The sequence below is a fragment of the Proteiniphilum acetatigenes DSM 18083 genome, assembly GCF_000380985.1.
GTDB classification, from domain to species: domain Bacteria; phylum Bacteroidota; class Bacteroidia; order Bacteroidales; family Dysgonomonadaceae; genus Proteiniphilum; species Proteiniphilum acetatigenes.
In genome coordinates this window covers 83,914-110,832 of the sequence record NZ_KB905692.1, presented here as the reverse complement: position 1 = coordinate 110,832, position 26,919 = coordinate 83,914, and the positions used below count along the sequence as shown (strand labels likewise).

Here is a 26,919-nt window from a genome sequence, read left to right as displayed (position 1 = left end):
TTTAATTACTAATCATCATATTGTTAAATTATCACATCAACAAATCCCAAACCAATCCCTCAACTATTCATTGTAAAGGTAAAATTGTGGGTTCCTGCATCCAGTTTTATTAATTTGTTCCCTTCCACATAATCGGGAAGATACAAAGTGGCACTGCTGTTTGCAGGTACCACAACCCGATAGTTTATCTTTCCTTTCTTCCATTCCCATTGAGAGTGGATCAAACCATAAGGTGAATGAAACTGTACGTCGAATCTCTCCAGATCTTTCTCAAAGTGGGGGCGCAGGATAATATGCTTGAAACCGGGCTGTGCAGCATCGGGGTAGATGCCTCCCAGTCCTTTAAAGAACCATGCGCCGATCTCGCCGAACATCATGTGATTGTCGGAAATATCCCGCTCTGCATCCAGATCCCAGTTCTCGAGCAGGGTAGTGGCTCCATTCACGATCCACCAGCCCCAGGAGGGATAAGTGTCCTGTACCGCTACCTTATACGCCACATCGGGATAACCGTTTTCACTTAATGCGTTCAAAATAGCTTTGGCACCTAATACACCTACATCCAGGTGAAATCCTGCTTCTTCCACTTTCTTTGCGAGATTCTGTGCTACTTTGGGTATCATATCTTCCGGAACCACTTTCCACTGAAGCGGCACACTTAGTTCGGTTTGAGTACCACTGGCATAAATGCCGGTTTTACGATCCAGGTATTTTTTGTTGATGGCATTTTTGATTTTCTCCGCCAATGCGGAGTAATACCGGTAATCGTCTTCTTTTCCGAATAGATTCGCCGCTTCAGCCAGTATTTTTGCATCTACATAGAAGTAGACAGAGGAAGTCAGTTCCAGATTGGAACGTGATTTCACCGGTACCCAGTCTCCACGTCCCCATGAGGTCAGACCCCCGGGACTTGTACGATCCACATAATCCACATACCGTTTGATGTTCCCGTAACAGTCTTCCAATAGTTTACTGTCACCATAGAACCTGTATATTTCCCAGGGAATAATGGCAATTGTACTGGTCCAGTCTAACCCGTTATGAGTGCCATACCCCCATCCTCCCGTAGGAATAATGTCGGGCAACACTCCGTTGGGTTGTTGTTCGTCCCGGTGGTCGGCCAGCCATTTCTCATATACTGTAATACCGTCGAAATTGTACAATGCGGTTTCGATGGCAAAATGGCCGTCGCCAGTCCAGCCGTTTTTTTCGCGTTGCGGGCAGTCAGTAGGATAACCCATCAGATTTGACAGATAGGCATTATTGGTTGCCCACCATAATTTATTGATAAGGTCACTTGAAGTCTCAATTTTCCCGATCGGCGGTACATCGCTATGCATAAAATAAGCAGTCAGGTTGTTTTTATCCAGTTCAATCGGTTTACTGCTCGTTACTTCCACATAACGGAATCCTTTGTAATTGAAACGCGCCATAAACTCATCCTCTCCTTTTCCGCTCAGAATAAGAATATCCGTCTGAAACGGATCTTTTTCCCTGTCTCCCCGGTAATATACATCAATATTGGACATATCCACACGGCCATTGTGGTGGAGCCGTTCACCATGTTTTATCCGTAGCTCGGTACCTTCTTCACCGGAGACTTTTATTCTGGTCACCCCCGACATATTTTGCCCGAAATCATATACATACGTCTTTTCATCTATTTTATTGATGGATACTGCGGGTATTGTCAATGCATTCCGTATCGGTCTCAATTGTTGCGCAGTAATATTCTGGGAAGGAGTAGAGCGTAACCCCACCCCCTGCCATTGTGAATCATCAAACTCCGGCTTGCTCCATCCATCCTGTTCCATCCGGGCATCGTAATGTTCCGCCGTATAGATACTGTTAAAGATTACGGGGCTGTCCGATTTTTTCCAGCTCAGGTTAGAGGGGATGGTCTCTACAGTACCGTCAACGTAAGTAATCCGCAGGTCGAGGCAGAAAGCGGGACGGTTGCGCCAGGGCGCCCGGTGAAAATCCCATACGGCCATGGACTGATGGTTATACCATCCGTTGCCCAGAATTACTCCCATGGCATTTTCTCCTTTCTGCAGCTGGGTAGTCACATCATGGGTGACATAGAGGTTTCTTCTGTCGAAGCGGGTGTACATCGGATCGAGTCGTTGGTTGCCGATTTTTTCTCCGTTAATATAGAACTCGTATAATCCGGCGACGACAATATATACACGGGCTGATACAATTTCTTTGTCAGTCTCGAATTTCTTACGGAAATAAGGTGCGGGCAAATAATGTATATCCCTTCCGTCACTGATCCAGTTCCCTTGCCAATTGCTGATGTCCATCATCCCGGTTTCAAAAGACTGGATATCGGATTTGCTTTCATTTTGCCATGCATCCCATACCATCACCTTCCAGTAATATCTGGTGAACGGTGTAAGGTCTTTGCCTTCATAGGTGACAAGTTGCCTGTCCGAATTTATTTTTCCGGAATCCCAAACTTCCCCTTCTCCGTTCACTACTTTCAGGGAATCGGTTCCGACAATAACCCTGTAGGCAGACTGTCGTGCCCCCTCCCTGTTGTCTTCAATTCTCCATGCCAATCTGGGATTAGGGTTATCTATCCCGATAGGATTTTCGAGATGATCGGTTTTCAGACTGACCGGTAATGAAGATGATTGACCTTTCAGAAAATAACTGAACGAAAGTAGTATAACCAGAATGGTATATCTGCATAATTTTACCATAATAAAAGATTGTTTTAGTATAGACCAAAAACGATTTACTGATTTATATATTTATTGATCATCTGATTAATTGTCAAATCGTTAAATTATCGAATTAATTTATTGTTGTTGTAAACGAGTGATGTCCGCTCCCCACGGAGGTGTAGTCTTCTTGTTGCGGAAGATATACTTTGGCCGTGCAATTGTGGGGGACGAACAAATCCATTTTAAATTGGTTGCCATCGATTCTCCAGTTGACGGAGATCGTGCCATACAAAGTATCGTAGGATGCTTCTACAAACTTCAGATCTCCCACCGGTTCAGGTGCAATCACTATGTTTTGGAACCCGCTGTAGTCTTCTGTTGTTATTCCAGCCAGCGATTTATAGAACCACTCTTCAATCTGACCCATCATGAAATGGTTCCACGATGCACCGTCTCTCGGATCCCATAATTCAGTCAGTGTTGTGGTGCCGAATTGCAGTTGAAACCCGTATCCGGGCACTTCCCTGTGATTATGCATTTTGTACATGACCTCGTTCAATCCGTTATCCGCTAATGTCTGGAACAGATATCTATTCCCGACATCCCCCGTAGAAAGCCTATACCCTTTTTCTTCTATATCTTTCACTAAATTATCCAGCACAGCCTGTTTGTATTGGGGTTCCACAATACCTGCAAACAACGGCATGGCATTTGATGCCTGGCTTCCCGTACCGTATTGCCGGGTGTTTTCATCAAAGAACTCTTTATTAAATGCCTCTTTTACCTGCTCTCTGAGGTTTGTGTAGTAGGTATGATCGTTGGAATTGCCTGTTATTTCGGCAGCCTGCACAAGATAGTCAATCACCATATAATAGTGAGTAGATGCGGACAAAGGTACCGGAGTGTTCTTGGATACGCCGTACGGCTCGTCTTTCCGGTAATCGCACCAGTCACCCAGTCCATGTGAAACAATATGGTCAGTTGCGGTAGTAGAAAGGTAATCGGCATACTTTTTCATTACGTCGTAGTATTCCGTGATCAGGGATTTATCTCCGTAGAACCGGTAATACATGAACGGCAGGAAAACGGCTGTACTTCCCCATTCGGGAGAATCGCGGAATCCTCCTTCAAAAATAACATATTCGGGAGCAATATCGGGAACCAGACCGTTTGGAAGCTGTGCATCGCGTATATCCTGCATGATCTTCGGTGCAAATGTGGTCAGGTCAAAATTGTAAAACAATCCAGGACCGTTCAGATGTACCTGTTCCAGCCATCCGAGTTTTTCACGGTGGGGACAATCGGTAAACACAGCGTGCATATTACTTTTGATCGCATTCACAATAATCCGGTGAGCCTCATTGAATATCTCATTTGAACAGTGAAAACGACCTGTTTGGATGCTCGAATTATACACGAAATGAGACTGTACCTCTTCCGGCTTAACACCATCTGCCTGAATATATTTATAACCGTAGTAGGAGAAACGGGGATGCCATGTCTCTTCCGTCTCTCCTTTTAAAGTATATTCATAATAATAGGGCGATCCCGATTGTGATTGATTTACAGAGCCGTCTTCGTGAATGTTTTCACCTACTGTTAACCTGACTTTATCTCCTGATTTTCCCGAGACTTTGATCTTTGGAAAGCCCGACAGGTTTTGTCCCATATCGAAGACATATGCATCACCCACTTTTTTCACCGACTTAGGTGTGTATGTTTCCATTATTTTAACAGAAGCAGTGATCTGTGGTGTCAGGCGGCCATTGGGGGCACTTTGTATTACTACCGGTAACCAATCCGACTCATCGAATCCATAACTATCCCAACCATTCTGCTCCAGCCTTGCGTCATAGTCTTCACCACCATACATATCATTGAAGATAATCGGGCTTAAAGAATATTTCCAGTTTTCGTTCGAACCGATTACCTCTTTTGTACCGTCCGTATAAGTTATTTGAAGTTTAAAAAACAGGGTAGGGGGACCAAAACTCACCTGCATTTTTACATACCGGCCACCCTGCTGATTAAAGAATCCGTTTCCCAACAATACTCCGATAGCATTGTCCTGTTGCAGGGAATGAGTCACATCGTAGGCATTATAATAGATTGTCTTGTAGTAATCGCTCCACATCGGATCAAACTGGGAATCTCCCACTTTTTCTCCATTCAATGAAAGTTCATAATGCCCTAATCCGCTGATATAGATAATTGCTTCATTAATTTTCTTGTCGACGGAAAATTCTTTTCTCAGATAGATACTTCTTTTGGAAAGGGGATGGGTATTCCTCCATTTTTCTGCTGCTTCCGATGAGGCAGCCAGTGCGTGATAGGCTCTTCCTTCCGGGATATTGGCCTCTTTTTTGTCAATCGCTCCGATCCATTCGGCTTTTAATTCCGTATCCGAAGGAGCCATCCGGAAACTGTTCATATCACTCCATTCCGAAGAATTATTCCGGGTATCCCAGGCTTTGACTCTCCATCGGTACTTTCTTCCCGGTTCCAATGTTTCCATGCCATCGTACTTTACCCGTTGGTTTTGACTGGATTGTACTTTTCCGGAATCCCATATTTTTACTTCTTTACCTTTAATACGGGTATAAATCTCTATGGTGTAGGCAGATTGAACTGCTTCCTGTTGATCCGATTGCAATTGCCATCCGAAATGAGGGGTGTCTGAAGCAACCAGAAGCGGATCTTGTTGGTACTCGCAGGTAAGTTTTATGATCCTGAGCGGATGAATGTTATTTCCATATACTGTATTGTGAGCACAGAATAGAAAGGTTGACAGGATAATTAAAATTCCCGGCTTTTGAAACTTGTGTAAAGTAGTTAGTCGGTTTAATAAGAACATGTTGTTGTTTTTTGTATGGTGACATTATTGCTTAATTCCGGCACAAGAAACTATATCTTACAAAAATAAAACATTATTTCCATTTTGTAAATTATTCGAAATGATATAAAGACTAAGCTATTTGATATGGGAAAGGATTGTCGGATATAAATTATTTTTTACCCGGTTCGTGGTAAATGGTTAAATTTAATCTGTCGGGAACTATTGATGTATTCATAAGGATGGATAACACATTCCAATTTCCTTAAAAGTTAAGAAAATATTCTTGAGAAGCTTGTATTTGTGAAACAAATTTAAAAAGTGGACTTTATTAGTTAAAATGCAAATTACTTTTTGTTTATTAAAAAATATTGACCGTATATTTGTCAGACAAATCATATAATTAATACAAGACGTATAAAGTACGTAAAATATCAATTACTCATGGAAAGACTGAAAATTCAGAATAATTCTGTTACCCTGGTGGATCAGGTGGAAGACAAACTTTTGACCTATTTTAGAGAGAAAGATCTTCAAACGGGGGATCCTATTCCGAATGAAATGGAATTGTCGGCTTCTTTAGGTGTAGCCCGGAGCGTATTGCGTGAAGCGTTAAGCCGGTTAAAGATGATGGGTATGATTGAAACCCGTACCCGAAGAGGTATGATACTTTCGGAACCCTCCATACTTGGAGGAATGAAACGGGTGGTAGATCCCCGTATTTTAAGTGAAGACGCGTTATTTGATATTCTGGGATTCAGGATTGCATTAGAGATAGGAATATGCAGCGATATTTTCAGGAATATTACGCCGAAAGACATAGAAGATCTCGAAGAAATTGTAAAGGTGGGTATTATGTATGAGAACAATGAATATGCTCCTTTCAGTGAATTTACCTTCCATACGAGATTGTATCAGATAACAGGAAATAAAACCATCGCTGAGTTTCAGAATATTGTGCATCCGGTTATGACCTTTGTAAAGGATAAATTCAAGGAATATCTGGCTCCTATCAATATTAAACTCAAAGAAGAAGGGCGTATTGTCACCCATCAGGATCTGTTACACTATTTGAAAGAAAATGATGAAGACGGTTATAGAAGAGCATTAGAGCAACATTTCGAGGTGTATAAGATTTTTATTCGACAAAAAAACGAAACTATTCATCATTCAAAATGCGTTGTCAAGTAATAATATCTTTTTTGATTGCCATGAGTACTACTTCTGTCATGTATGCAATGGATAATCTGCCATTACCTTGTCGGATAGAATGGAATAATTCGAACTCTCTTCCTCCGCTTTCGGATAATGAACAAAACAGAGGTGTTGCAGGTGCATTTTCTGGATTTGTCGGCAATGAACTGATTATTGCGGGAGGAGCAAATTTTCCTGATAAGATGCCATGGGAGGGAGGAAAAAAGAGTTGGGAGAGAACACTTTATCATGCATATACGGACACCCTGGATTTTCAGTGGGGGATTATAACTGATTTTCTGCCTGCAGCTATTGCCTATGGCGTGTCCATACAATTGGCAGAAGGTCTGCTGTGTATAGGAGGATGTGACATGAAACGGTGTTTTGATGATGTCTTCCTCATCTATAAGGAAGGGGGAGTTTTTAAGCTCTCTTATGATTGGCCTTCCTTGCCGGTCCCTTTAGCAAATGCTACAGGTGCGCTTTTGAATAATAAAATATATATAGCCGGAGGTCAGGAAAAGATGATCGAAGAAGAGGCAACGAATCATTTTTTCGTACTAGACCTTGACCGTAAGGACAAAGGATGGGTTGCTTTACCTTCCTGGGATGGTAATCCACGGGGTTACGCAGTGAGTGTTGCCTTCGAAGACGGAAAGTATCCCGGTTTTTATCTTTTCAGTGGGCGGGATTATCGTTCCTCCGGTTATGTGGAGGTATTAACAGACGGGCACAGGTATGATCCGGATATAAACAGGTGGACGCAACTTCAGGGATTTTTTCCGGTGATGGCGGGAACCGCACTTGTGAATCTGGATAACATTGTCTTCTTCGGTGGAGTTGCGAAGTTGCTTCCCGGATCGTACGAACATCCGGGTTTTGAGAATATCATCAGGGTGTACAGCCCTATGTCGAATACCTTCGTCCATGAGGGAATAGTGCCTTTTCCCGTTCCGGTTACTACCAATATTGCCATACGGGAAAACAAATTTTATATTACCAGCGGAGAAATAAAACCCGGAATAAGAATACCTCTTGTTTATGAGGGACAGATTGTACCATTAGAACAATAACCTGTCGGCAGGAGAGGAAAACGTACCATTAGGGAAATATTTCTCCGTCAGGAAAAGAATGCATCGACAGAGAAATAACTTACCGGCTATCTTGGGATAGTACGTAATTAAATACTAATTATCTTATCAATAAATCAAAATGAAAAATTATCAGAGACTAAAAGGCTTGGTTGCTGCAACTTTTACCCCCATGCTTCCGAATGGCGATATTCATTATGCTGTCATAGATCAATATGCACAGCATATCGCTGATTCGGGTATCTCGGGTGTGTTTGTATGTGGAACAACGGGCGAATTCACCTCATTGACGACGGAAGAGAGGAAGCTGATCCTGGAACATTGGGTAAAAGCGGCTGAAGGGCGTTTTAAAGTAATTGCACATGTGGGTAGCGATAATCAACGCGAATCGATGGAGCTTTCCCGTTATGCGGCAGAGACCGGAGCCTGGGGTATCGGTTCCATTGCTCCCGGGTTTTTTAAACCTTCTTCTGTGCGCGACCTTATAAATTTTTTTAAGCCGGTAGCGGCTGCAGCTGCTGAACTTCCATTTTACTATTACAACATGCCTGCAATGACAGGGGTTAGTCTATCTGTTGCCCAATTTTTACGGGAAGGAAAACAGGAGATACCCAACCTGGCGGGTGTGAAATATACGCACAACAACCTGATGGAAATGGGAGACTGCATCCACCTTAACAATGGAGCGTTCGAAGTATTGCATGGGTATGATGAGATGCTTGTCTGTGGATTGGCATTGGGTGCGGTTGCCGGTGTAGGGAGTACCTATAATTATCTGGCTTCCGTCTATTTGAATATCATGAAAGCGATGGAAGAAGGAGATCTTGTGTCTGCACGGGTATTTCAGATGCAATCCATCGAGGTTGTCAAAGTAATTATCAAATACGGAGGAGGAGTAAGAGGCGGAAAAGCCATTATGAATCTGATCGGGATCGAATGCGGAGAATGTCGTTTACCCATTGCTCCGCTGGATAAAGCAGAATACGATTCTCTCAGAAAAGATCTGGAAGAAATTGGTTTTTGGGGAAAATAGAGAAAGGGATACATCCTGCAAATAGTACCCCTTTCTACAATAATTTTAAAACACGGATATCTTAAAATCATTACAAAGATGAGAAAAAATTGTCGATTTTTAGCCTTTTTTATTTTCTTGTTTGCTTCATTATCTTTCCTTATGGCACAGGAAATAACCGTTAGCGGGGTAGTACATGATAATGAGGGAGAAACGTTGCCTGGCGTTTCAGTAGTAGTCAAAGGTTCTACTCAGGGGACGGTTACGGATATAGATGGTAATTTTGAAATAAGAGTGTCTCAGGGAGCAATTTTAGAATTCTCTTATGTGGGATTTCAAACTCAGGATATAAGAATTACGAATCAGGAACATATCAATGTTATTCTGAATGCTTCGACTGTAGGTCTGGATGAGGTTATTGTGGTGGGATATGGCACACAATCCAGGCGTACGGTAACTTCTGCTATTACAAAAGTCGGCGGGGAAGCATTGCAGAATATTCCGATCAGTACCGTGGGGGAAGGATTGAAAGGAAAAATAGCCGGAGCTCGGATATATTCTAACGATAATACTCCTGGTGCAGATGCAACCATCCGTATCAGGGGAGGTTCCTCTATTAATAAAAGTAATGAACCGCTTATTCTGGTAGATGGAGTGGAAAGGGCGTTCAGCGGAATAAATCCGAATGACATCGAATCCATAGAAGTGTTAAAAGACGCTGCTTCGACAGCCATTTACGGATCAAGAGCATCGAACGGTGTGGTATTGATCACAACGAAGAAAGGATCGGTAAATAAAGCGCCGAACATTACTTTTGAGGCCAATGTGGCATTACAGGAGGCCGCTACTTTATATAAATTCATGAATGCTGCCGATTATTTGAGTATCGTGCGTCCGGCCGTTGCAGTAGGCCCGAATCCACAATTTAATTGGATGGACGGTTATTCAGCCAGTTCCGGTAATACAGCTTCATCCATATATTCAACCCGTTATCTGAATGATGGCGAATCTGTACCGGCTGGTTATCAGTCCATGCCGGATCCGTTGGATCCTACAAAGACGCTGATTTTTCAGGATAATAATTTTCAGGATGAAATTTATAAGCAAGCCATGTGGCAGAATTATTATGTGGGGCTTGACGGAGGAAATGAGGGTGTTCGGTATAATATCAGTTTAGGATATACGGATGATGCCGGTGTGGCTATCGCAACCAATTATTCACGCTTAAGTTTGCGGAGTAATATTGATGTGAATATCAATAAGTTCTTGTCGTTTATGGGCGGGTTTGATTATTCCCGTACCGAATCCCAGGAATATGAAAACCAGATGAATGTTATATCACGGGGTTTGGCGACTCCTCCCACACAAAAGAAATATAATGAAGACGGAACTCCCACAAAAGGTTACAATGCAACCTCCCCTAATCCGTTATGGTATGCCTATTATAATGATCAGAGTCGGGAGGACAAACGGCTGTCTGCATTTGGTAAGTTGACTTACCGGATCATAGATGGGCTTAGGCTGGAGACTCAATTATCGACTTACAATCATCATTATAAGAGTGATAGTTTCCAGAAAGCGAATGAATTTAACGGATTACGTCCTGCCAAATCCTCTTTTGGTGAACTCAGGAGGGATAAATTGGAAATATATGCAACCTACAATAAAGGGATTGATAATCATTCCTTTTCTTTAATGGGTGGATATTCTTATCAGAAAGATATTAATCAGGCACTGGCGGCAGAGGTAGATGGGGCAAGTTCTGATAAAGTGCCGACACTGACAGCCGGGCCGAATAAAAAGAATGCAACCAGCAATTATACGGAGGACGTTACGATCGGCTATTTTGGGCGTTTATCTTACGATTTTAAAAAGAAATATCTTTTTTCTGCAACATTTCGTGAGGATGCATCTTCCCGTTTCGTGCCGGGTAATCAATGGGGTTTTTTCCCCGGAGCATCAGCCGGTTGGATTATTTCCGATGAGGATTTTATGCAAGGAATCAGGAATCTGGATGATCTAAAATTAAGGGTCAGTTATGGGCAGACCGGGAATAATGCGATCGGATTATATGATGCGTATGGAAGATATTCGACGAACGCAAAATACGACGGTATTGCGGGTATTGTTCCCGCCACGATGCCGAATCTGGATCTGACGTGGGAAACTTCTACGCAATTGGATTTGGGTTTTGACTTATCACTATTCAATAACCGGCTGACGGTGAATGCAGACTATTTTGATAAGAGAACGGAAAATCTTCTTTTCAGTAAAGAACTTCCTAATACGACCGGTTTTGCCAATGTGCAAACCAATATCGGGGAAGTAAAGTTTTACGGATTCGATATAGAAATCGGTTCGACCAATATTCAGACCAAAGACTTTGAATGGTCATCAAAGCTTACTTGGAGTTTTGTGAAAAACAAGGTATTGAAACTCCCGGATAACGGGCGTGACCGTAACCGTATCGGTGGTATTACCCTGGCCGATGGAACCGCTTTTGGGGGAACTGCCGAAGGAGAGCCACTTTACCGGTATTACGGATATATGGTGGATTACATAATAGAAACACAGGCACAGGCCGATAACGCCATGTATGATAATTCTGCGAAAGGATACCGTCATTCCGACGGAAAAAGAATTGCCGGACGCAAAGAGATCGGAGATTATGAATGGAAGAACCGGCCGGGGAGTCTGACCAGAGACGGGAAAGATTATATCGACAGCCAGGATCAGTTTTTCCTGGGATATACCGTTCCTCATTCTACAGGAGGGCTGAACAATAGTCTCACTTATAAGAATGTGTCTCTGAATATTTTCCTGGATTGGGCGTTAGGGCACTCTATCAACAATAATTCAGAGATGCGTTATTTTATGAATACGTTTGCCAATAATTATACCTTGATAGATAAAGTAAAAGAGACCTGGAAACAACCGGGAGATGATACGAAATACGCCCGGTTTACAGCAAATGACCCGGATGACGGAAACGCTAACTTCAGCAGAACATCCAATATATTTAACTATAAAGGTGACTACCTGTGTATCCGTGAAGTTAGCCTGCAATATACTGTTCCTTCTGATAGACTGACGAAATTTGGAATTCAGAATTTAGCAGTCACACTGTCGGGAAATAACTTGCATTATTTTACGCAAGTGGAAGGGGTATCTCCCGAAGTAGGAGCATCTACTACCTATAATGCCGGCTATTATAACTATCCCCCTATCCGGAAATATTCGGTAGGTGTAAAAGTTACATTCTAAACCTCACTCAATAAAAATCTAAAATTATGAGACTTAAAATAATAATATTATTGACGATTTTTGCGGTACTTACTGCTTGTCATGCCGATCTGGATATTCAACAAAAAAGTGAAGTATCCGCAAATTCAATGTGGCAGGATGAAGGAGATGCTACCTCAGCCATGTATGGTTTATATAATAAATTCAGATCGACCTTTTCCCAGGGTTATATGTATTGGGGAGAGTACCGCACAGGATTGTGGGGTGACGGATTGACCGGACAGACCGCCCGTGATCAGGTTTATCAAAACCAGATACCTACCAACCATGGATATGCAAACTGGGAAGATCTGTACACTACCATCAATCAGGCAAATCTGATACTCAAATATACACCGGATATTGCCTTTAACAGTGACGAAGCTAAAAATAAGGTATTGGCGAATGCTTATTATGTGAGGGCTTTCTGTTATTACTGGATCGGTCGTGTATGGGGAGATGCTCCGGTATTACTGGACGGTTTTGAGTCCGATAAACAGGAAGGGCTTTTCCCTGAACGGGATCCGGCAGAAAAACTGTTTCAACAGGTAAATGATGATATAGAAATGGCATTGTCTTTGATGCCATCGAACATAACAGATAGGAATCTTGCCTCAGCAGCTTCTATTAATATGCTGAAGGCCGACTATAACCTGTGGATGTACAAGGTAAGAAACGGAGGACAAACGAATCTGGATGCGGCAAGTACAGCTATTACTGCTGTATTGGCCAATTCTACTTATGGTCTGGAAGAAAGTTTCGCTACTGTTTTTGAAAATGAAATGGGAAAAGAGATTATTTTCGCATGGAGTTATATCAAGGATGAGTATACGGGCGGTTATCCAGCTGACTATCTTGTTCCTTCGCAGTATGTTTCAGAGGAAGCTATTGAAAATCCTGTAAAAGTAGGAAGCCATCAGCAATGGTGTTTTTATACGGAAGAATATAAGGCAATCCTTTCTGAGAATGACAATGACCAAAGGACAAAAGTAAGTTTTGAAACCTATTTCGATGAACCGAAAAATGCAACATTTCAATGGATCAATAAATTTGCCGGTGAATGGACAAATGGAACACGGATATTTGATTCGGATGTAATTGTGTATCGGTATGCTGATGCTCTGTTGTTTGATGCCGAAATAAAATTAGCAAAACAGGATTTGACTGGCGCACTTGCTTCGCTGAACAAAGTAGCTGAAAGAGCCTATGGAACGAAAGACTTTTATACTTCCGGATTATCTTCTTCTGCAATTGAAGAGGCTATATTGAATGAACGACTGAAAGAATTTGCCGCAGAAGGAAAACTATGGTGGGATTATATTCGCTTTGGTGTAGCTTTTGAAAAAAATTCCTATCTGGAAGGACGCGAGAATGAATTAAATGTATTGCTATGGCCGATAGCGCAGGCATCTATCAATAGAAATCCGAATCTTACACAAACACCTGGATACGATAAATAAGGGACGAATGAAAAAAATAGTTACCATAATATTTATACTAATTATCTTATTCCAGTCATGTGGATATAACGATAATGTAGAGGTTGGGATTAGCAGTCCTGTTCTCCCGGTATTAACCGGGAAAGATGCGAACCCTGTACTGAAAGTTGAAATGATCCGGCAAAAACCGGTGAACTATACGTTGCAAAAGATCAGTGTTTCACTGGAAGGAACCACCGATCTGAACGATATTGAGCGGATATCGCTGTTTAAGTCAGACGATAAAGGGCGTTTTGCAACCGATACTCTTATCGGTGAAGCGCAACCGGCTTCTATTGTTACTTTCAAGGATAATTTCGATGTTACTGAGGATACGCTCACATTCTGGGTATCCGTCACATTAAAAGAAAATATCGATCTTACACACAGGGTGAAGGTGCAATGTAAGAGCATTTCAACGGATATTGGAAAGGTACATATTCCTGCTGTGGATACACAGAGCCTCAGAGTGGGTGTGGCGGTGCGCCGGCATATGCAGGACGATGTGCATACCTCTCGTATTCCCGGATTGGCGACATCCAAGAATGGCACGTTACTGGCAATTTATGATGCGCGGTATGAGAGTGCACGGGATTTGCAGGGACATATGGATATCGCGTTGAACCGGAGTACCGATGGAGGCCGTACATGGGAGCCGATGCAGGTTGTGCTGGATATGAACGAATGGGGCGGATTGCCGGAGAAATACAACGGAGTAAGCGATGCCTGTATTCTGGTGGATGACAATACCGGTGATATTTACATAGCCGGGTTGTGGATGCACGGAGTGCTCGATCGTGAAACCGGCAAATGGGTGGAAGGACTCACTAAAGACAGTATCCGCCATATCCATCAGTGGCAGGCGAAAGGTTCCCAACCCGGATTTGGCGTAAAGGAAACATCGCAATTCCTGATCACGAAAAGTACCGATGACGGCCAAACCTGGAGCGAACCGGTGAATATTACCCCTATCAAGAAGAAAGAATGGTGGTTGTTTGCTCCCGCTCCCGGTCATGGGATCACGCTGTCCGACGGGACCTTGGTATTCCCGACACAAGGGCGGGATGAGACGGGTGAACCGTTTTCCAATATCACCTGGAGCAAAGACGGAGGAGAAACATGGATCACCGCTAATCCTGCCACAAAGAATACGACGGAATGTATGGCTGTGGAGTTAGCTGACGGGTTCATCATGCTCAATATGCGGGACAACCGCAACCGGGGGAATGAGGAAGTGAACGGACGTTCCGTTTTTGTCACGAGCGACCTGGGAGAAACATGGAGGGAACATCCCACTTCCCGGAAAGCGCTCATAGAACCTACCTGTATGGCAAGCCTGCATAAACATGTATATCAGGAAAATGGTGTTGAGAAATCCGTGTTGCTGTTTGTTAATCCCGCCTCTACGTCAAAACGCGATCATATTACATTAAAAGTAAGTTATGATGATGGCAATACGTGGCCCGAAGATAAGCATATCCTGCTGGATGAATATAGCGGACGGGGATATTCCTGTATCACCTCGGTAAATGATTCAACTATCGGTATTCTTTATGAGAGCAGCCAGGCCGATATGGTTTTTCAAACCGTATCATTAAAAGAGATCCGGTAATTGTATAGGAAGTAGTTTGTATCATGATGAAGATTCAAAATAGTAAAATATATCCCTGGATCGTAGTGGGACTGTTATGGATGGTGGCATTGCTGAACTATCTTGACAGACAGATGCTGTCGACGCTGCAATCTTCCATGCAGATAGATATAAAGGAATTGGCGGTAGCTGAAAATTTCGGGAGGTTAATGGGGATTTTCCTGCTTATTTACGGACTGGTCAGTCCGTTTGCCGGAGCCATTGCCGACCGCATCAACCGGAAATGGCTGATAGTGGCAAGTCTTTTTACCTGGTCGGCTGTGACATATGGTATGGGAATAGCACAGACATTTGAACAGGTTTACTGGCTGCGTGCTTTTATGGGGGTGAGTGAAGCGTTGTATATTCCGGCGGGACTGGCTATGATCGCCGACTATCATTCCGATAAAACACGCTCGCTTGCCGTAGGTGTCCACATGACCGGATTGTATGCCGGACAAGCTCTTGGCGGATTTGGAGCGACTATTGCGGCTAATTACTCCTGGCATACCGTTTTCCACTGGTTCGGGATTATCGGTATCCTATATGCGGTGTTGCTGGTGTTTTTCCTTCATGAAAAGAAGGGACATGGAAGAGCCATTGTTCTCCCGGAAGCGGATAATAGCATACAACTGAAAAGGGAACCTGTATGGAAAGGATTCGCAGTATTATTTGCCACAGCCTCCTTCTGGGTGATGTTATTCTATTTCATGGCACCGAGTTTACCCGGATGGGCTACAAAAAACTGGTTGCCGACACTGTTTACGGCAAACCTGGGTGTGCCGATGGCGCAGGCCGGGCCGATTGCCACCATATCTATTGCTATCGCATCGTTTATCGGGGTAATGATCGGCGGGCCGCTGTCCGACAGATGGGTACAGAAGAATATCAGGGGGAGGATATACACCAGTGTGATCGGACTGGGATTGACGATCCCTTCACTGATCCTCCTCGGATTCGGGCATAGTTATATCAGCCTTATCGGTGCAGCACTACTTTTCGGTATTGGTTTCGGTATGTTTGATGCCAATAATATGCCCATTCTCTGTCAGATTATCCCGCCTAAATACAGGGCGACGGCATACGGCATTATGAACATGGCGGGCGTTTTCGGGGGATATACTATTACCCTTGTTCTGGGAAGTTCAATGGATGCAGGCCATTTGGGCGCTGATTTCAGTAAACTGGCGGTTATTGTGTTGGCAGCCATTGTTGTTCTGCTTGTATTCCTGAAACCGAAAAAAGAATACACCTATCAGTAAGGTTATATTAACTGATCAAAAACGGTCCGGATAGATTTTCTGATCAGTCCGAATCAATCAAACAAATCTTATTCAGATAACAATGAGGTGTGGGACATATCTCTCACTATAACTCCATCCTCGAACAATTCATAAGCGAAGACCCAGTCTTTCTCGAATATGGCACATCGACAACTTACACGTTTTTATCGAAATGTTCATCGATCTGTCGATGTAATTCACCGACAAAAGTACTTACCGGAACCGCATTGCATTCTTCAGCAGCCTCACGAAAACTTTTCTTTTTTTCCTCGATTACCGTGACGTAGGGCAGTGTCTTGATATATTCAACCAATTGTTTTGCCTGCAGGCTATTTTCTTCAATAATAATAGTGGTCATATTACTTCGCTTATAAATATCTCTTACAAATCTATATAAAAAGTCGAGATTCCTTTATAATGAGGGAAATAAAAATCGGAACATATAATTCATATACCCAAAAAGAAACGTGAGGATATTAAGATATTTGATATCCCTAAAAAGAATATTCCACAAAATATTTTCCACTTTTAAGGGAGATCGTATCGGATTGATCCGTAATCACTTCCTGATTTATCCGGGTACTGATGGCGGATTCGGGGGAAATCAGTTTTGCGATTGAACCGACAGGCACTTCCACTTCCATAGTCATCGTTTCATTATGGAGCTCCCAATGAACACCTATTTTTCCGTACGGTGTCTCCTGTGTTGTTTTGGCCCAGGTGACGCCTTCCGGAATTTGAGGATCTACCAGAAATTCACTGTAAGCCTGTTTTCCGGGAATGGAATGAATTCCTCCTATGGCCTGATAGAACCATTGTCCTACACCGTTAAAACAGTTATGTATCCGGCTTCTATCCCCTGCCCAATGCTCCCAGGTGGTGTTGGCTCCTTGTTCCAGCATATATAAATATCCGGGATGTGTTTTCTTCTTCAGCATGGAGTATATAAAGTCGGGCTGGTTATTGATTGCCGCCCATTCCATCATTACCGGTATCCCGACCAGACCGGTATTCAAATGACCACCATATTCTTTTGTAGTCCGTTCAATCAATGTATTTGTAAGACCGTCTTTTAATTCTACAGGAGCCACACCGGCAAGCATCGGGAAAATAATATCGATCTGCGATCCGGTGGCATAATAACCCTGTTGCGCATCAAAGAAGGTTTCATGAATTATATTGTTCAATTGCGCTCTCTTACCGGAATAATATCTGGCTTCTTCGGTTTTTCCCAGTACTCCGGCTATATTCTCCATCTGACTGAGACAGACGGAAATATAACAGTTATTTACCAGATCGACCGATCTTTCATCTGTATTAACAGGATTGCCGACTCCCTCCGGTGTGGCCCAATCTCCCAGATACCAGTTCCTGTAGTCGGTGTCAGGCCATCTTTTTAGTAATCCGTCTACACTGTATTGATCGACATATCCCAGCCATTTTTGCATTACAGGATAATATTTTTCCAATACCTTTCGGTCACCATAATGCTGATAGGTGTTCCATGAAGCGGAAATAATAAATCCACACCAATAGGGTCCTCCTCCTGCTGCGTAAGGATTAGGCGCCGTGTGAGGCATACTGCCGTCTTCACGAATCACATCTTCCCATGCCTGAAGCCAATTATTATAGAGTGGGGCTAGATGAAACATTGTTTGAGCCGTTATGGTGGATGCATTTCCATCCCCTCCGTACCCTAATCTTTCAATCTGTGGACAATCCACCAGGTATCCGCCAAGTCCCACACAACGGAGCGTATAGGCAATCATATCGTGGATACGGTTCAGATCTTCATCCGAACATTCAAATGTAGACGTAAATTCAAAATCGGTATGAATAAGATGGGCTTTTATATCTGTTAATTGGGGTATCTGTTTGAGGTTAGAGATTTTTACATAGCGAAAGCCATGGTAATTGAATTTGTTGATGAAATATTCTGTTCCAGTGCCCGATGCAATATATTTATCCGTTTGTCCTTGTTTTGCCAATCCTCCGTTATTATCCAGATGATCGGCATACTCCATGACAATTTCCTGTGATTTTTCCAGATCGGGAAAAGTTATTTCGAACCATCCGGTGAGGCACTTACCCATATCCACCAGAAAAGTACTGTCATTGAGTTTTTCTATTTTGGCAGGCTGTATGGTTTCCATGATCCTGTTGGGTTCAACTGTCTGAGGAGTTACTTCATGCTCCGGTATTTCAGCAATCGCAATTTCTCCCCATTTCAATTCATCCGGCGCTTCAAAAACTATATGCTGTGTTTCCAGATTACCGGAAACGGTTTCGCCTCCGTATCTTCCCGTCATCCAGTCGCTGATACGGCTATATTCGCTTTCTCTCCCCACCCAGGAAGCATCGGTATATAACACAGTTTCACTGGTTCCTTTGTGAACATGTTCCATCTGTGCCCTTACAACAGGGCCGTTGCCTGCAACCCCCGGTAACCCTTCGGTATACCAGCCGCTCCCCAGCCAGATGACCAGATCGTTCTTCCCTGTTTTCAGGAAAGGCGTCACATCGTATGTCACAATCAGGGAACGCTTGTCAAACTGGGATACTGCCGGCGATAATACATCTTCGCCCACTTTCTTTCCGTTCATGAAAACTTCGTGATATCCGAGCGAATTTACATGCAAAAGGTATGCTCCCTTTTTATCCGTTTTATTGAGAGAAAATGTTTTTCTCAGTTGCGGACAACTATAAAAACCCTTTTCAGAAGGATATCCGATATAAGAAGCCGTCCAATCGTTCTTGTCAAGCAACCCGACACCGAATCGGGCCGGTTTGCTCCATGATGATTCATTTCCGTTCTCGTCCCAAACACGTACTTTCCAGAACAGGAGTTGTCCGGGGTGAAGCGGTTTTCCTGCATACTCAACCCATATATTCGATGAGGAGGTTATTTTTCCGGAATTCCATACATCAGCGTCTTTTTCATTCAGCTTTTGGATATCGTCGGCCACTAAGATCTGATATGCCGTTTGAATGGCTCCCTGGCGGTTGGAATTGTTTTTCCAGTTAAACCGGGGATGGAGCGTGTTAATCCCCAAAGGATCTTTTAAACTTTCACAGGTAAGGTCAGATATGGAAAATCTGTCCGAATGGGTACATCCCAAAGTGAAGATTAAGAGGATACTTAGAATTGCCAATTGGGAGTATTTGTGGGTTAATATCATGATTACAAATTTTTATTGAAAGATTTTCAAATGAATATATGTCAGATTATCTATTTTCTCGGGTCATATAGCTGCGGCATCCAAACTTTAAAGAAAGGATAAGTCATCATGGCATTTCCTGCCGAAGCATAGTCACAGAGTTCCGTTCCTACCGGTTCAGCGCCATATTCTGCATATGATTCCGGAATAAATTTAGCTGAAAATACCATCCAGATATCCTTGCCGGAATAATTTTTCTGTGTTAAATCGATATATTTATCTTCATTTACAACAGGTCTGAGTATTGCCTCTAATGCCGCACCTTTTAGTCTTTCATCTCTGGACAGCACGATTGGTCCTCTCGTGATAGCTATATAGGTTGGATTAGTGTGCATGGTATGAATTTTTCCTTTCATTTCGAACCCGATTGAAATTTCATCGTTGTTTTTCCATGTTCTGTTGAGGATAAGATATTCGCCCGGAACAACGTTTTCTACCGGAGTACCATTTACAGTGACAATGGATTTTTCACTCCATGAGGGAATCCTGAGAGCGATATCCATTTTCTCCTCTTTTTGAAGCTGCAATTGAATGTCAATTTGCCCCGACAAGGGATAATCCGTTTTTTGGTGCAATGTGACCGGTCGGTTTGCCGGTGTCTTTAACTCATATGAGCCATCCAGGTAGAAATTGATATAGGGTCCTTTCTCAGAATTCATCACTGCGGTTAAAGGGATTGTAAATAATCCTCTCGGCCCGCTCGCATTACAGCAATTCAAACCCATGCCACATTGTTCCGATCCTTTTAATCGTTGACCGTACAAGGGAGTATATTTTGCCCAGTCCGACCCATCAGGGCGCATCGATCCCAAAAGCGCATTGTAAAAGGTCTGTTCGATTGCGTCGGCATATTTGGCTTCCCCGGTCAGACGGAGCAATTGCTGATTGAATTTAAGCCAGGTTACAGTAACACAGGTTTCCTGGTAATGCTCTATCGGCATTGTCTGCAGTTCTTTACCGGAGAACCATGCTTCCATTGCGGAGCCGGAACCGGCAATATTCAGTTCCGTATCCATAATACTTTGCCAGGTTTTCCCGGCAGCTTTTTTGTATTCCTCTTTCCCCGTCAGGCGGTACAGTTCAAGTAATCCTTCGTAACAGGACATCATTTCGTATGCTTTTTGTCCCTGGTCCCATCCGTACCAATTATTCCTGTCAGGTTTAGGGAAGCGCTTGCCGACAGGAATATCTGCTTTGGAAAGCAATTGGGGACCGTCCGGTGTTTCCCATTCCCTGATAATTTCTTCGGCGAAATCCAGGTATTTTTTGTCTCCGGTACGAACATATAATTGACATATAGGTTCAAGGACGGAAGATGCTGCCATACCGCGATGACTACCCAGTCTTACAATTTTTGCATTTCTTTCGGTGAGTTCCCGGATCAGGCAATCAGCCTGTTTGGTTGCTGCCTGTAATGCCGTGTGATCTTTGAAGGTGTCGTAATAGGCGATCAGACCGAGCAGGCAGTATTTTCTTCCCCAGATATCCCATGCTTGCAACCGGCTTTCGGGCGCATAATTTCCGATATATCCGTCGGGAGTCTGTGTTTTTATTAATTCTTCGACGGCTTCTTTCAATTTATCGGCAAGAACCGGGGTAGGGTTGTATTGATAGGCGAGTACAGCCGATGTAAGCCATTTCCCCCAGAATTCGCTCTGCCAGCAACGGTGCTCATCTCTGACGGTAAACGGATGAACAAGCGTGTGTACATCCTGAGCAAGAATACGGTTCTGATAGGACACGTTGAATTTCTCTCCTGCATGCCGGTTTATTTTGGCAGAAGTTACAGGGGTTAACTTATCGTGTACTGTGCTTTTCACGGTTGTTTGGGGACAAACGAATTGAGCAGACAGAAATAGCAGAATAGTTATTACGTGTTTCATATTTCACCTGTTTATAGAATGTAATTGTTCTACCTTCATCCAGCGGACACATTGATTGAACCAATCCTCGAAGGATGGAGTACTCCCAAAACCATGTTCCCCTTTGGAATAAATATGTATTTCGGCCGGTATACTATTTTGAAGTAATTTATTATAGAAACGAAGACTATTTTCCACCGGAACAACCGTATCGTCTCCGGCATGAAAGAGAATGGTTTTAGGGGTATCTCTATTCACTTGTAATTCGTTGGAGAAGAATTTTACCGAATTTTGCCCGGGATGTTGTCCCAGCAAATGATCTTTTGAGCCGACATGTCCGATACTATCATTGAAACTGATCACCGGATAGACGAGAATCATAAAATCGGGTTTTAGGTTTGTATTCCGTTTGTTCTCAATCAGTGTGGAATCATAATGTACTCCGGCAGAGGAGGCCAGATGCCCTCCTGCCGAGAATCCCATTATCCCGATCTTACCGGGAGCGATACCCCATTTTTTCGCATTTTCACGCACGAGTTGGATAGCACGTTGTGCATCTTTTAATGGTACGAATGATTTATCTGTTACGATTTCCTCGTCAGGCAGGCGATATTTAAGCACAAATGCCGCAATTCCCTGTTTGCTGAAAGCCTCCGCAACCCTGAATCCTTCCCGTTGGATATGCAGGGTTTGATATCCACCACCGGGACAGATAATCACGGCTGCTTTATCCATATTTCCATCAGATGGTATGAAAGGTGTCAACGAAGGATTGGTTACTTTAGTGATGATCAGGTTATTTCCCCGATCATAGATATGCTCCTCTGCGATGATCTCATCTGTTTTATCATACAATAGAAACTCCTGTCCCTGTTGCGGCAACAATTCCTGTCCCTTTACCATAAGGCAAAACCCAAAAAATAGAACGATAAGCAGATCCCGGTAAATTGTCATTGTTATATACTGTTTAATTGTGTTTTTTGGATAAAGCAAAATCTTTATTAGTAATTTTTCTGGCTTTACGATCCAGTTTTACAAAAATAAATATTTTTTCTATTCTATAACCCTGTCATAATGATATAAAACTAAGTATTTTGATATTGCGTCTCAGATACCCGGTAATAAACGAATTAAATCAATAGCCTGCAGTATATCATATACTTTTCTCCGATACAGGTGTGCAATGTTGTTTAATCGGTAAAAGGTATGTGAAGCGCTGCAGGCTATATCTTAAATTAAGATACTCTGTTATTTTTTAGTGAACTTCAGTGACCTGAAGTTGTGTCCCCCTTCAAAGTAATATTTGATTTTATGTCTTCCCTCAGTCAAAGTTAAAGTCAGCTTATCTTCCGGTGTGGAAACCCACGTGAAGCTCCCCCATCCGCCGGTGTCAGGTACACCGATGGTGCCGGTCACGTTTACTCCATCCACTTCAATGTGGAAGCTACCTGTGCCGGGTACCGCCACTTGTGCTTCAACTAAATAATCCCCTTCATTCAAAACCTCTACCGTATAGAGTAACCATTCTCCGGGACCCGTCCATCCGACATTGAGCCCAAAGCCCTCTATGTCAACCGCGGTGCTGTTGTTATCGCCGTTGCTTACACGGTAATTCCCGTTTTGTCCTGAAGAATCTGTGGCATCGCTGTCGTGAAAAGCAGACCCTTCGCCGCCAAGGTCAAAGTTGGCCGCCGGAAGTTCATAAGGTGTTGCTGCGGAAAGAATGTGGGGCCCTTTGAACGGACGGGTATAGGCTATGTCCACTACAATTTTCTTCTCAATCTCGCCGATACGATAGACGATATTGGTCACACCTTCATCAATGGCTGTTATTTCACCACCTTCGCTAACGGTGGCTATATCCGGATTTTCCGAACTCCAGGAATATGCAGGAATGTCGTTGGCATTTTCCGGAATAAAACTGATGAGTACGGTTTTTTTATTTCCCGGAAGTAGTTCCAGGAGGGGCTCACTTACGACTACATTTTCCAGAGGTATTCTGATTACGGCTGTAAGAGGTACTTTTGTGGATAGATCGCCTCCGCGTACCACGATATTGGTAAACCCTTCGCCAACCACTTCCACCAGACCGGTTGAAGATACGGTCGCTACCGTGGGATCTTCGCTCGACCAAGAATAGTGGTATGTTCCGTCTGTAGGACTTGCCGTCAGCTGAATGGTTTCTCCCACAAACAGCGACAATTCCGCACGGTTCACATAAATATTTTCTTCAATCACCTTTTGATTGTAATCATCACATCCTGTCCCATAACTGATCAACAGGAAACATAAGCTGTATTTTAAGAATTTTGTTTTCATTATTCCAAATAAATTAATTGGTTACTGTCTCCGATATCTGCAAAAGCTATTCATTTTCATCTTCATCTTCACTGAATTCGAGCCTTAATTCTTCTTTCATTTCATAAATCGTATTTCCGCTTTTGTAATCATACCTGAGCAGGAACGTTTTGTAGGTCTTGAAACCGTCGTCTTCTATTTTGAAAATGTTGGGAAAGTCCGGATCTCCGTCCACCTGGGTAACTTCCACATTGTTATACGGTGTGATGGTTACTTTATGGTCTTCATCAATCTCCAGCACGATGGCAAACCTGTTGAATACGTTCACATCGGATTCGTATGTTTCATTGCCCGCCATTATCCGGACTTTGTTCTGCGTGATCGGATGCATCACCTTTGTTCCGGGCATTTCCAGTTCGCTGGCCGATCCCTGTACCCGGAGTTTTGCTCTCATGGAATAATTGGTGTTCCCGTCTGCCTGCGCCCAGTAGTTTTTAGTCCTTATCCGGTATAAAACAAAACTTTTTTCAGGATTCACCTCATACGCTGAATGGGAATCTACCCGCAAAGAAATGAAATAAGCCGTATCGGGTGAAAGGCCGTCGGGTCTTATCCGGATGGGGAGCCTGCCGCTTATCTCTCCTGCCGGAATAGTAAACCGGTATGTGTCTATATCGTATTTACTCTCGGGAAGAGGTTTTCCGTATTTTGATATATCCGTGTCGTAGTTGGTTTTATTAAAATCATCCAATAATGATTGATCCTCCACTAGATCTACTACAATATCTTTGGTGGTTGGATTGGTTCCGCCGAGAGAGGCCGCCACATAGCCTACCGATTCTTCACCGAGTTTGTGAAATTTCCGCGACACGTTGTCGCTTTCACTGATTAAGGCAAATACATTTTTGTATTGTTCGCGTTCAAACACTTCATCTCTGTCACAAGTGGCGGTGATAAAGAGAAGGAACACCGGCAATGCGATTCCCAATCCCTTTCTTCGGTTTTTATTTATCATATATATTCGTTTCATAACTATAAATTTATTGTTTAGTCTTCCCAACCGGGATTCTGGTCTAATGAGGGTAATAATCTGACTTCATTGAGTGGTATCGGCAGCCAATTCAGGCGTTTATTCACGATTCGCGAGCCAATACGGGCCGTGTTGGGGATTACCCGTGTGTAAAAGACCTCTTTTGTTCCTTCTACGTTCATTCCTCTTATTGGTACGCTTTCCACTTCTTCATAAATACCCCATCTCCTTACATCGTAATAACGACGGTTTTCAAAAAGGAACTCAATGAATCTCTCGTCTTCAATGAGTTGCTGTATCCGGCTTGCATCCTCTGTTCCCGTTATGCCGGGCAATCCCGCACGATAACGTACCTGATTGAAAGCCTTCCTGATTTCGCTCATATCTCGGGAAAGTACCATTGACTGTCCACCCATTTCAATCGTATGATTGCTTGTCAGGTTGTTCAGCGCCTCAGCATAGGAGAGGAGAATCTCTGCGTAACGGATAATAGGAAACCCTTTGTCCATTCTTCTTGCATTTGTTCCTCCCCAGGCATCCGAAGGATGAACGAATTTTTTGATCACATATCCGGTAATGGGATAATCCTGGGGCGAACTCACACCGCCTTTTCCATTCGGGGAATTATAATAGTATGTAATGGTTTGGTTATAATATCCCGAAGAGGTGGAAGACGACATGGGCCAGAAACATTCGCTAAAGCCTACGGAAGCATAGAAGCGAGGTTCACGACTCACATACATGTTGTGCACGCCTGCATTCAGACGATATCCTGAAAATGTTTGCACGTTGGTGGAAAATCCGGTTTCGCTGTACGGATACCTGTCACTGGAATTATTGATAGAGCGTCCGTCTATCATGGAGTAGGCATCCACCACTTTTTGGGTAATACACATCCCATTCCATCCGTCTAACCTTTGCGGAAAGACCATCTGGGTATTTGCTGTTATTGCACCACTTTTTCGTCCCCAGACATACTCGGGGTTAACCGGGATTACCGCTTCGCCGTTGAACATTTCGGAATAGGACCTGTAGGGATCAATTCCTGCGGCTCCGTCCGGCCATTCTTTATAATAATCGGGATCGGAGGTAACTCCCTCGGGCAGCGTGGAGGTTTCCGAGTCCGACTGAACGGTAAACAGCCTGTACATGGGAGCTCCTGAAACTTGTAGTTCCATTACTCGTTTAGCCGCCGCAGCCGCTAATGCCCAACGTTTTTCATCATATATTTGGGATACGTATTGAGCGCCGTCGGCAGAACGTTTCCAATTGCCGAAATAAGTGCGGGCTACATCACCACCGTTATATAACGGACTGGCATGGATCAGTCGTATCCGGGCAATCAAGCCATAGGCAGCCCCTTTGGTAGGACGTCCGAATTCCATTAGTGGAACCGTGTACGGTAAATGCTCTGCAGCGGCCTCCAGTTCGTTGCAGATATACTCTACCGCTTCGTCGTAGGTGCTTCGAGGACGGTCGTACTCCGGAAGCGAAGCATTAGACTCAATGATCTCATCTCCTAAAATGATAGGTGGCCCAAAATCCATAAGAAGATTATAGTAAGCATATCCTCTCATAAAGCGGGTGTATCCTATGATATTGAATCGTTCCCGGGTAGTCATGTCGGCCGCTTCATCAATACGCGCCAATATGGTGTTGCATTTACGGATAATTTTATACATGTTACCCCAAACGCCTCCGAATGAATGCATATTATTTGCCGTTACTTCGCCTAAAACAAAGCGCATGCCGTTATAGCCATGTAATGTAAGAAAGCTGGTAAATGCCTCGTCGGTAGCCAAGGGACCCGGTGTGTGCTGATTCTGTAATAAATTTCCTTCGTCGGGGAACAGACTGGCAGCTCCCCACATGTAGGCCTCCACATAGCGTGTTTGCGCGAAAACGGAATCCAACTTCAATTCATCACTGAAATAGTTGTCGACACTGAGCAGGTCCTTGCAAGAGGAGAAAGATATCATCAGTGATAAAAAGACCATAATTTGTTTAAAAATGTCTGTATAGAATGACTTCATAAT

The 26,919-nt window shown here is 43.4% G+C and carries 16 protein-coding genes; 7 read left to right on the top strand and 9 right to left on the bottom strand.

The window, feature by feature from the left end; translation table 11 throughout:
* Window positions 1-59: 59 nt before the first annotated feature.
* Together F597_RS0100310 and F597_RS0100305 are read right to left on the bottom strand one after the other, a co-directional pair.
* The gene (locus F597_RS0100310) at window positions 60-2,708 is read right to left on the bottom strand and encodes an alpha-L-rhamnosidase (protein ID WP_019537707.1); all 2,649 of its coding nucleotides are present in this window, start codon (window positions 2,706-2,708) and stop codon (window positions 60-62) included.
* A gap of 94 nt (window positions 2,709-2,802) precedes the next feature.
* Window positions 2,803-5,526 carry a glycoside hydrolase family 78 protein gene (locus tag F597_RS0100305; protein WP_019537706.1) on the bottom strand — a complete coding sequence of 908 codons (2,724 nt, stop codon included), beginning with the start codon at window positions 5,524-5,526 and terminating at the stop codon, window positions 2,803-2,805.
* Window positions 5,527-5,949: 423 nt separating this feature from the next.
* Between F597_RS0100305 and F597_RS0100300 the strand changes: the two genes are divergently transcribed.
* The 7 genes from F597_RS0100300 (at window position 5,950) to F597_RS0100270 (ending at window position 16,454) form a co-directional block, all read left to right on the top strand.
* Complete coding sequence (locus F597_RS0100300) at window positions 5,950-6,696, top strand: FadR/GntR family transcriptional regulator (RefSeq protein ID WP_019537705.1); 747 nt, start codon at window positions 5,950-5,952, stop codon at window positions 6,694-6,696.
* The gene (locus F597_RS0100295) at window positions 6,681-7,772 is read left to right on the top strand and encodes a hypothetical protein (protein ID WP_019537704.1); all 1,092 of its coding nucleotides are present in this window, start codon (window positions 6,681-6,683) and stop codon (window positions 7,770-7,772) included. The genes F597_RS0100300 and F597_RS0100295 overlap by 16 nt, the downstream gene beginning before the upstream one ends.
* Before the next feature lie 139 nt (window positions 7,773-7,911).
* Window positions 7,912-8,823 carry a dihydrodipicolinate synthase family protein gene (locus F597_RS0100290; protein ID WP_019537703.1) on the top strand — a complete coding sequence of 304 codons (912 nt, stop codon included), beginning with the start codon at window positions 7,912-7,914 and terminating at the stop codon, window positions 8,821-8,823.
* A 141-nt stretch (window positions 8,824-8,964) separates the two neighbouring features.
* Window positions 8,965-12,066 (top strand): SusC/RagA family TonB-linked outer membrane protein, encoded by a 3,102-nt coding sequence (locus F597_RS0100285; RefSeq protein ID WP_245541965.1) that lies wholly within the window; start codon window positions 8,965-8,967, stop codon window positions 12,064-12,066.
* Between the two features lie 26 nt (window positions 12,067-12,092).
* Window positions 12,093-13,544, top strand: coding sequence for a RagB/SusD family nutrient uptake outer membrane protein (locus F597_RS0100280; protein ID WP_026326951.1), 1,452 nt, complete (start codon window positions 12,093-12,095; stop codon window positions 13,542-13,544).
* Window positions 13,545-13,551: 7 nt separating this feature from the next.
* Window positions 13,552-15,174: a sialidase family protein gene (locus F597_RS0100275; RefSeq protein WP_019537700.1), complete on the top strand. Its 1,623-nt coding sequence runs from the start codon at window positions 13,552-13,554 to the stop codon at window positions 15,172-15,174.
* A gap of 32 nt (window positions 15,175-15,206) precedes the next feature.
* Entirely contained in the window at window positions 15,207-16,454 is a 1,248-nt protein-coding gene (locus F597_RS0100270) for an MFS transporter (RefSeq protein WP_026326950.1), read from the top strand.
* A gap of 175 nt (window positions 16,455-16,629) precedes the next feature.
* Here F597_RS0100270 and F597_RS0100265 read toward each other — a convergent pair whose 3' ends face one another.
* From F597_RS0100265 to F597_RS0100235, 7 genes are all read right to left on the bottom strand, one after another.
* A complete protein-coding gene (locus F597_RS0100265) occupies window positions 16,630-16,833 on the bottom strand; it encodes a hypothetical protein (protein ID WP_019537698.1) in 204 nt (67 codons plus the stop codon).
* A gap of 136 nt (window positions 16,834-16,969) precedes the next feature.
* Complete coding sequence (locus tag F597_RS0100260) at window positions 16,970-19,654, bottom strand: alpha-L-rhamnosidase (protein ID WP_019537697.1); 2,685 nt, start codon at window positions 19,652-19,654, stop codon at window positions 16,970-16,972.
* Window positions 19,655-19,704: 50 nt separating this feature from the next.
* Complete coding sequence (locus F597_RS0100255) at window positions 19,705-21,576, bottom strand: glycoside hydrolase family 127 protein (RefSeq protein ID WP_081624297.1); 1,872 nt, start codon at window positions 21,574-21,576, stop codon at window positions 19,705-19,707.
* A gap of 3 nt (window positions 21,577-21,579) precedes the next feature.
* On the bottom strand, window positions 21,580-22,509 hold the full coding sequence (locus F597_RS0100250) for an alpha/beta hydrolase (RefSeq protein ID WP_019537695.1): 930 nt from the start codon (window positions 22,507-22,509) through the stop codon (window positions 21,580-21,582).
* 294 nt (window positions 22,510-22,803) lie between these two features.
* On the bottom strand, window positions 22,804-23,874 hold the full coding sequence (locus tag F597_RS0100245; RefSeq protein WP_019537694.1) for an Ig-like domain-containing protein: 1,071 nt from the start codon (window positions 23,872-23,874) through the stop codon (window positions 22,804-22,806).
* Window positions 23,875-23,920: 46 nt separating this feature from the next.
* Entirely contained in the window at window positions 23,921-24,883 is a 963-nt protein-coding gene (locus F597_RS0100240) for a BT_3044 domain-containing protein (RefSeq protein ID WP_019537693.1), read from the bottom strand.
* 17 nt (window positions 24,884-24,900) lie between these two features.
* Window positions 24,901-26,916 carry a RagB/SusD family nutrient uptake outer membrane protein gene (locus F597_RS0100235; protein ID WP_019537692.1) on the bottom strand — a complete coding sequence of 672 codons (2,016 nt, stop codon included), beginning with the start codon at window positions 26,914-26,916 and terminating at the stop codon, window positions 24,901-24,903.
* Between the last annotated feature and the right edge of the window lie 3 nt (window positions 26,917-26,919).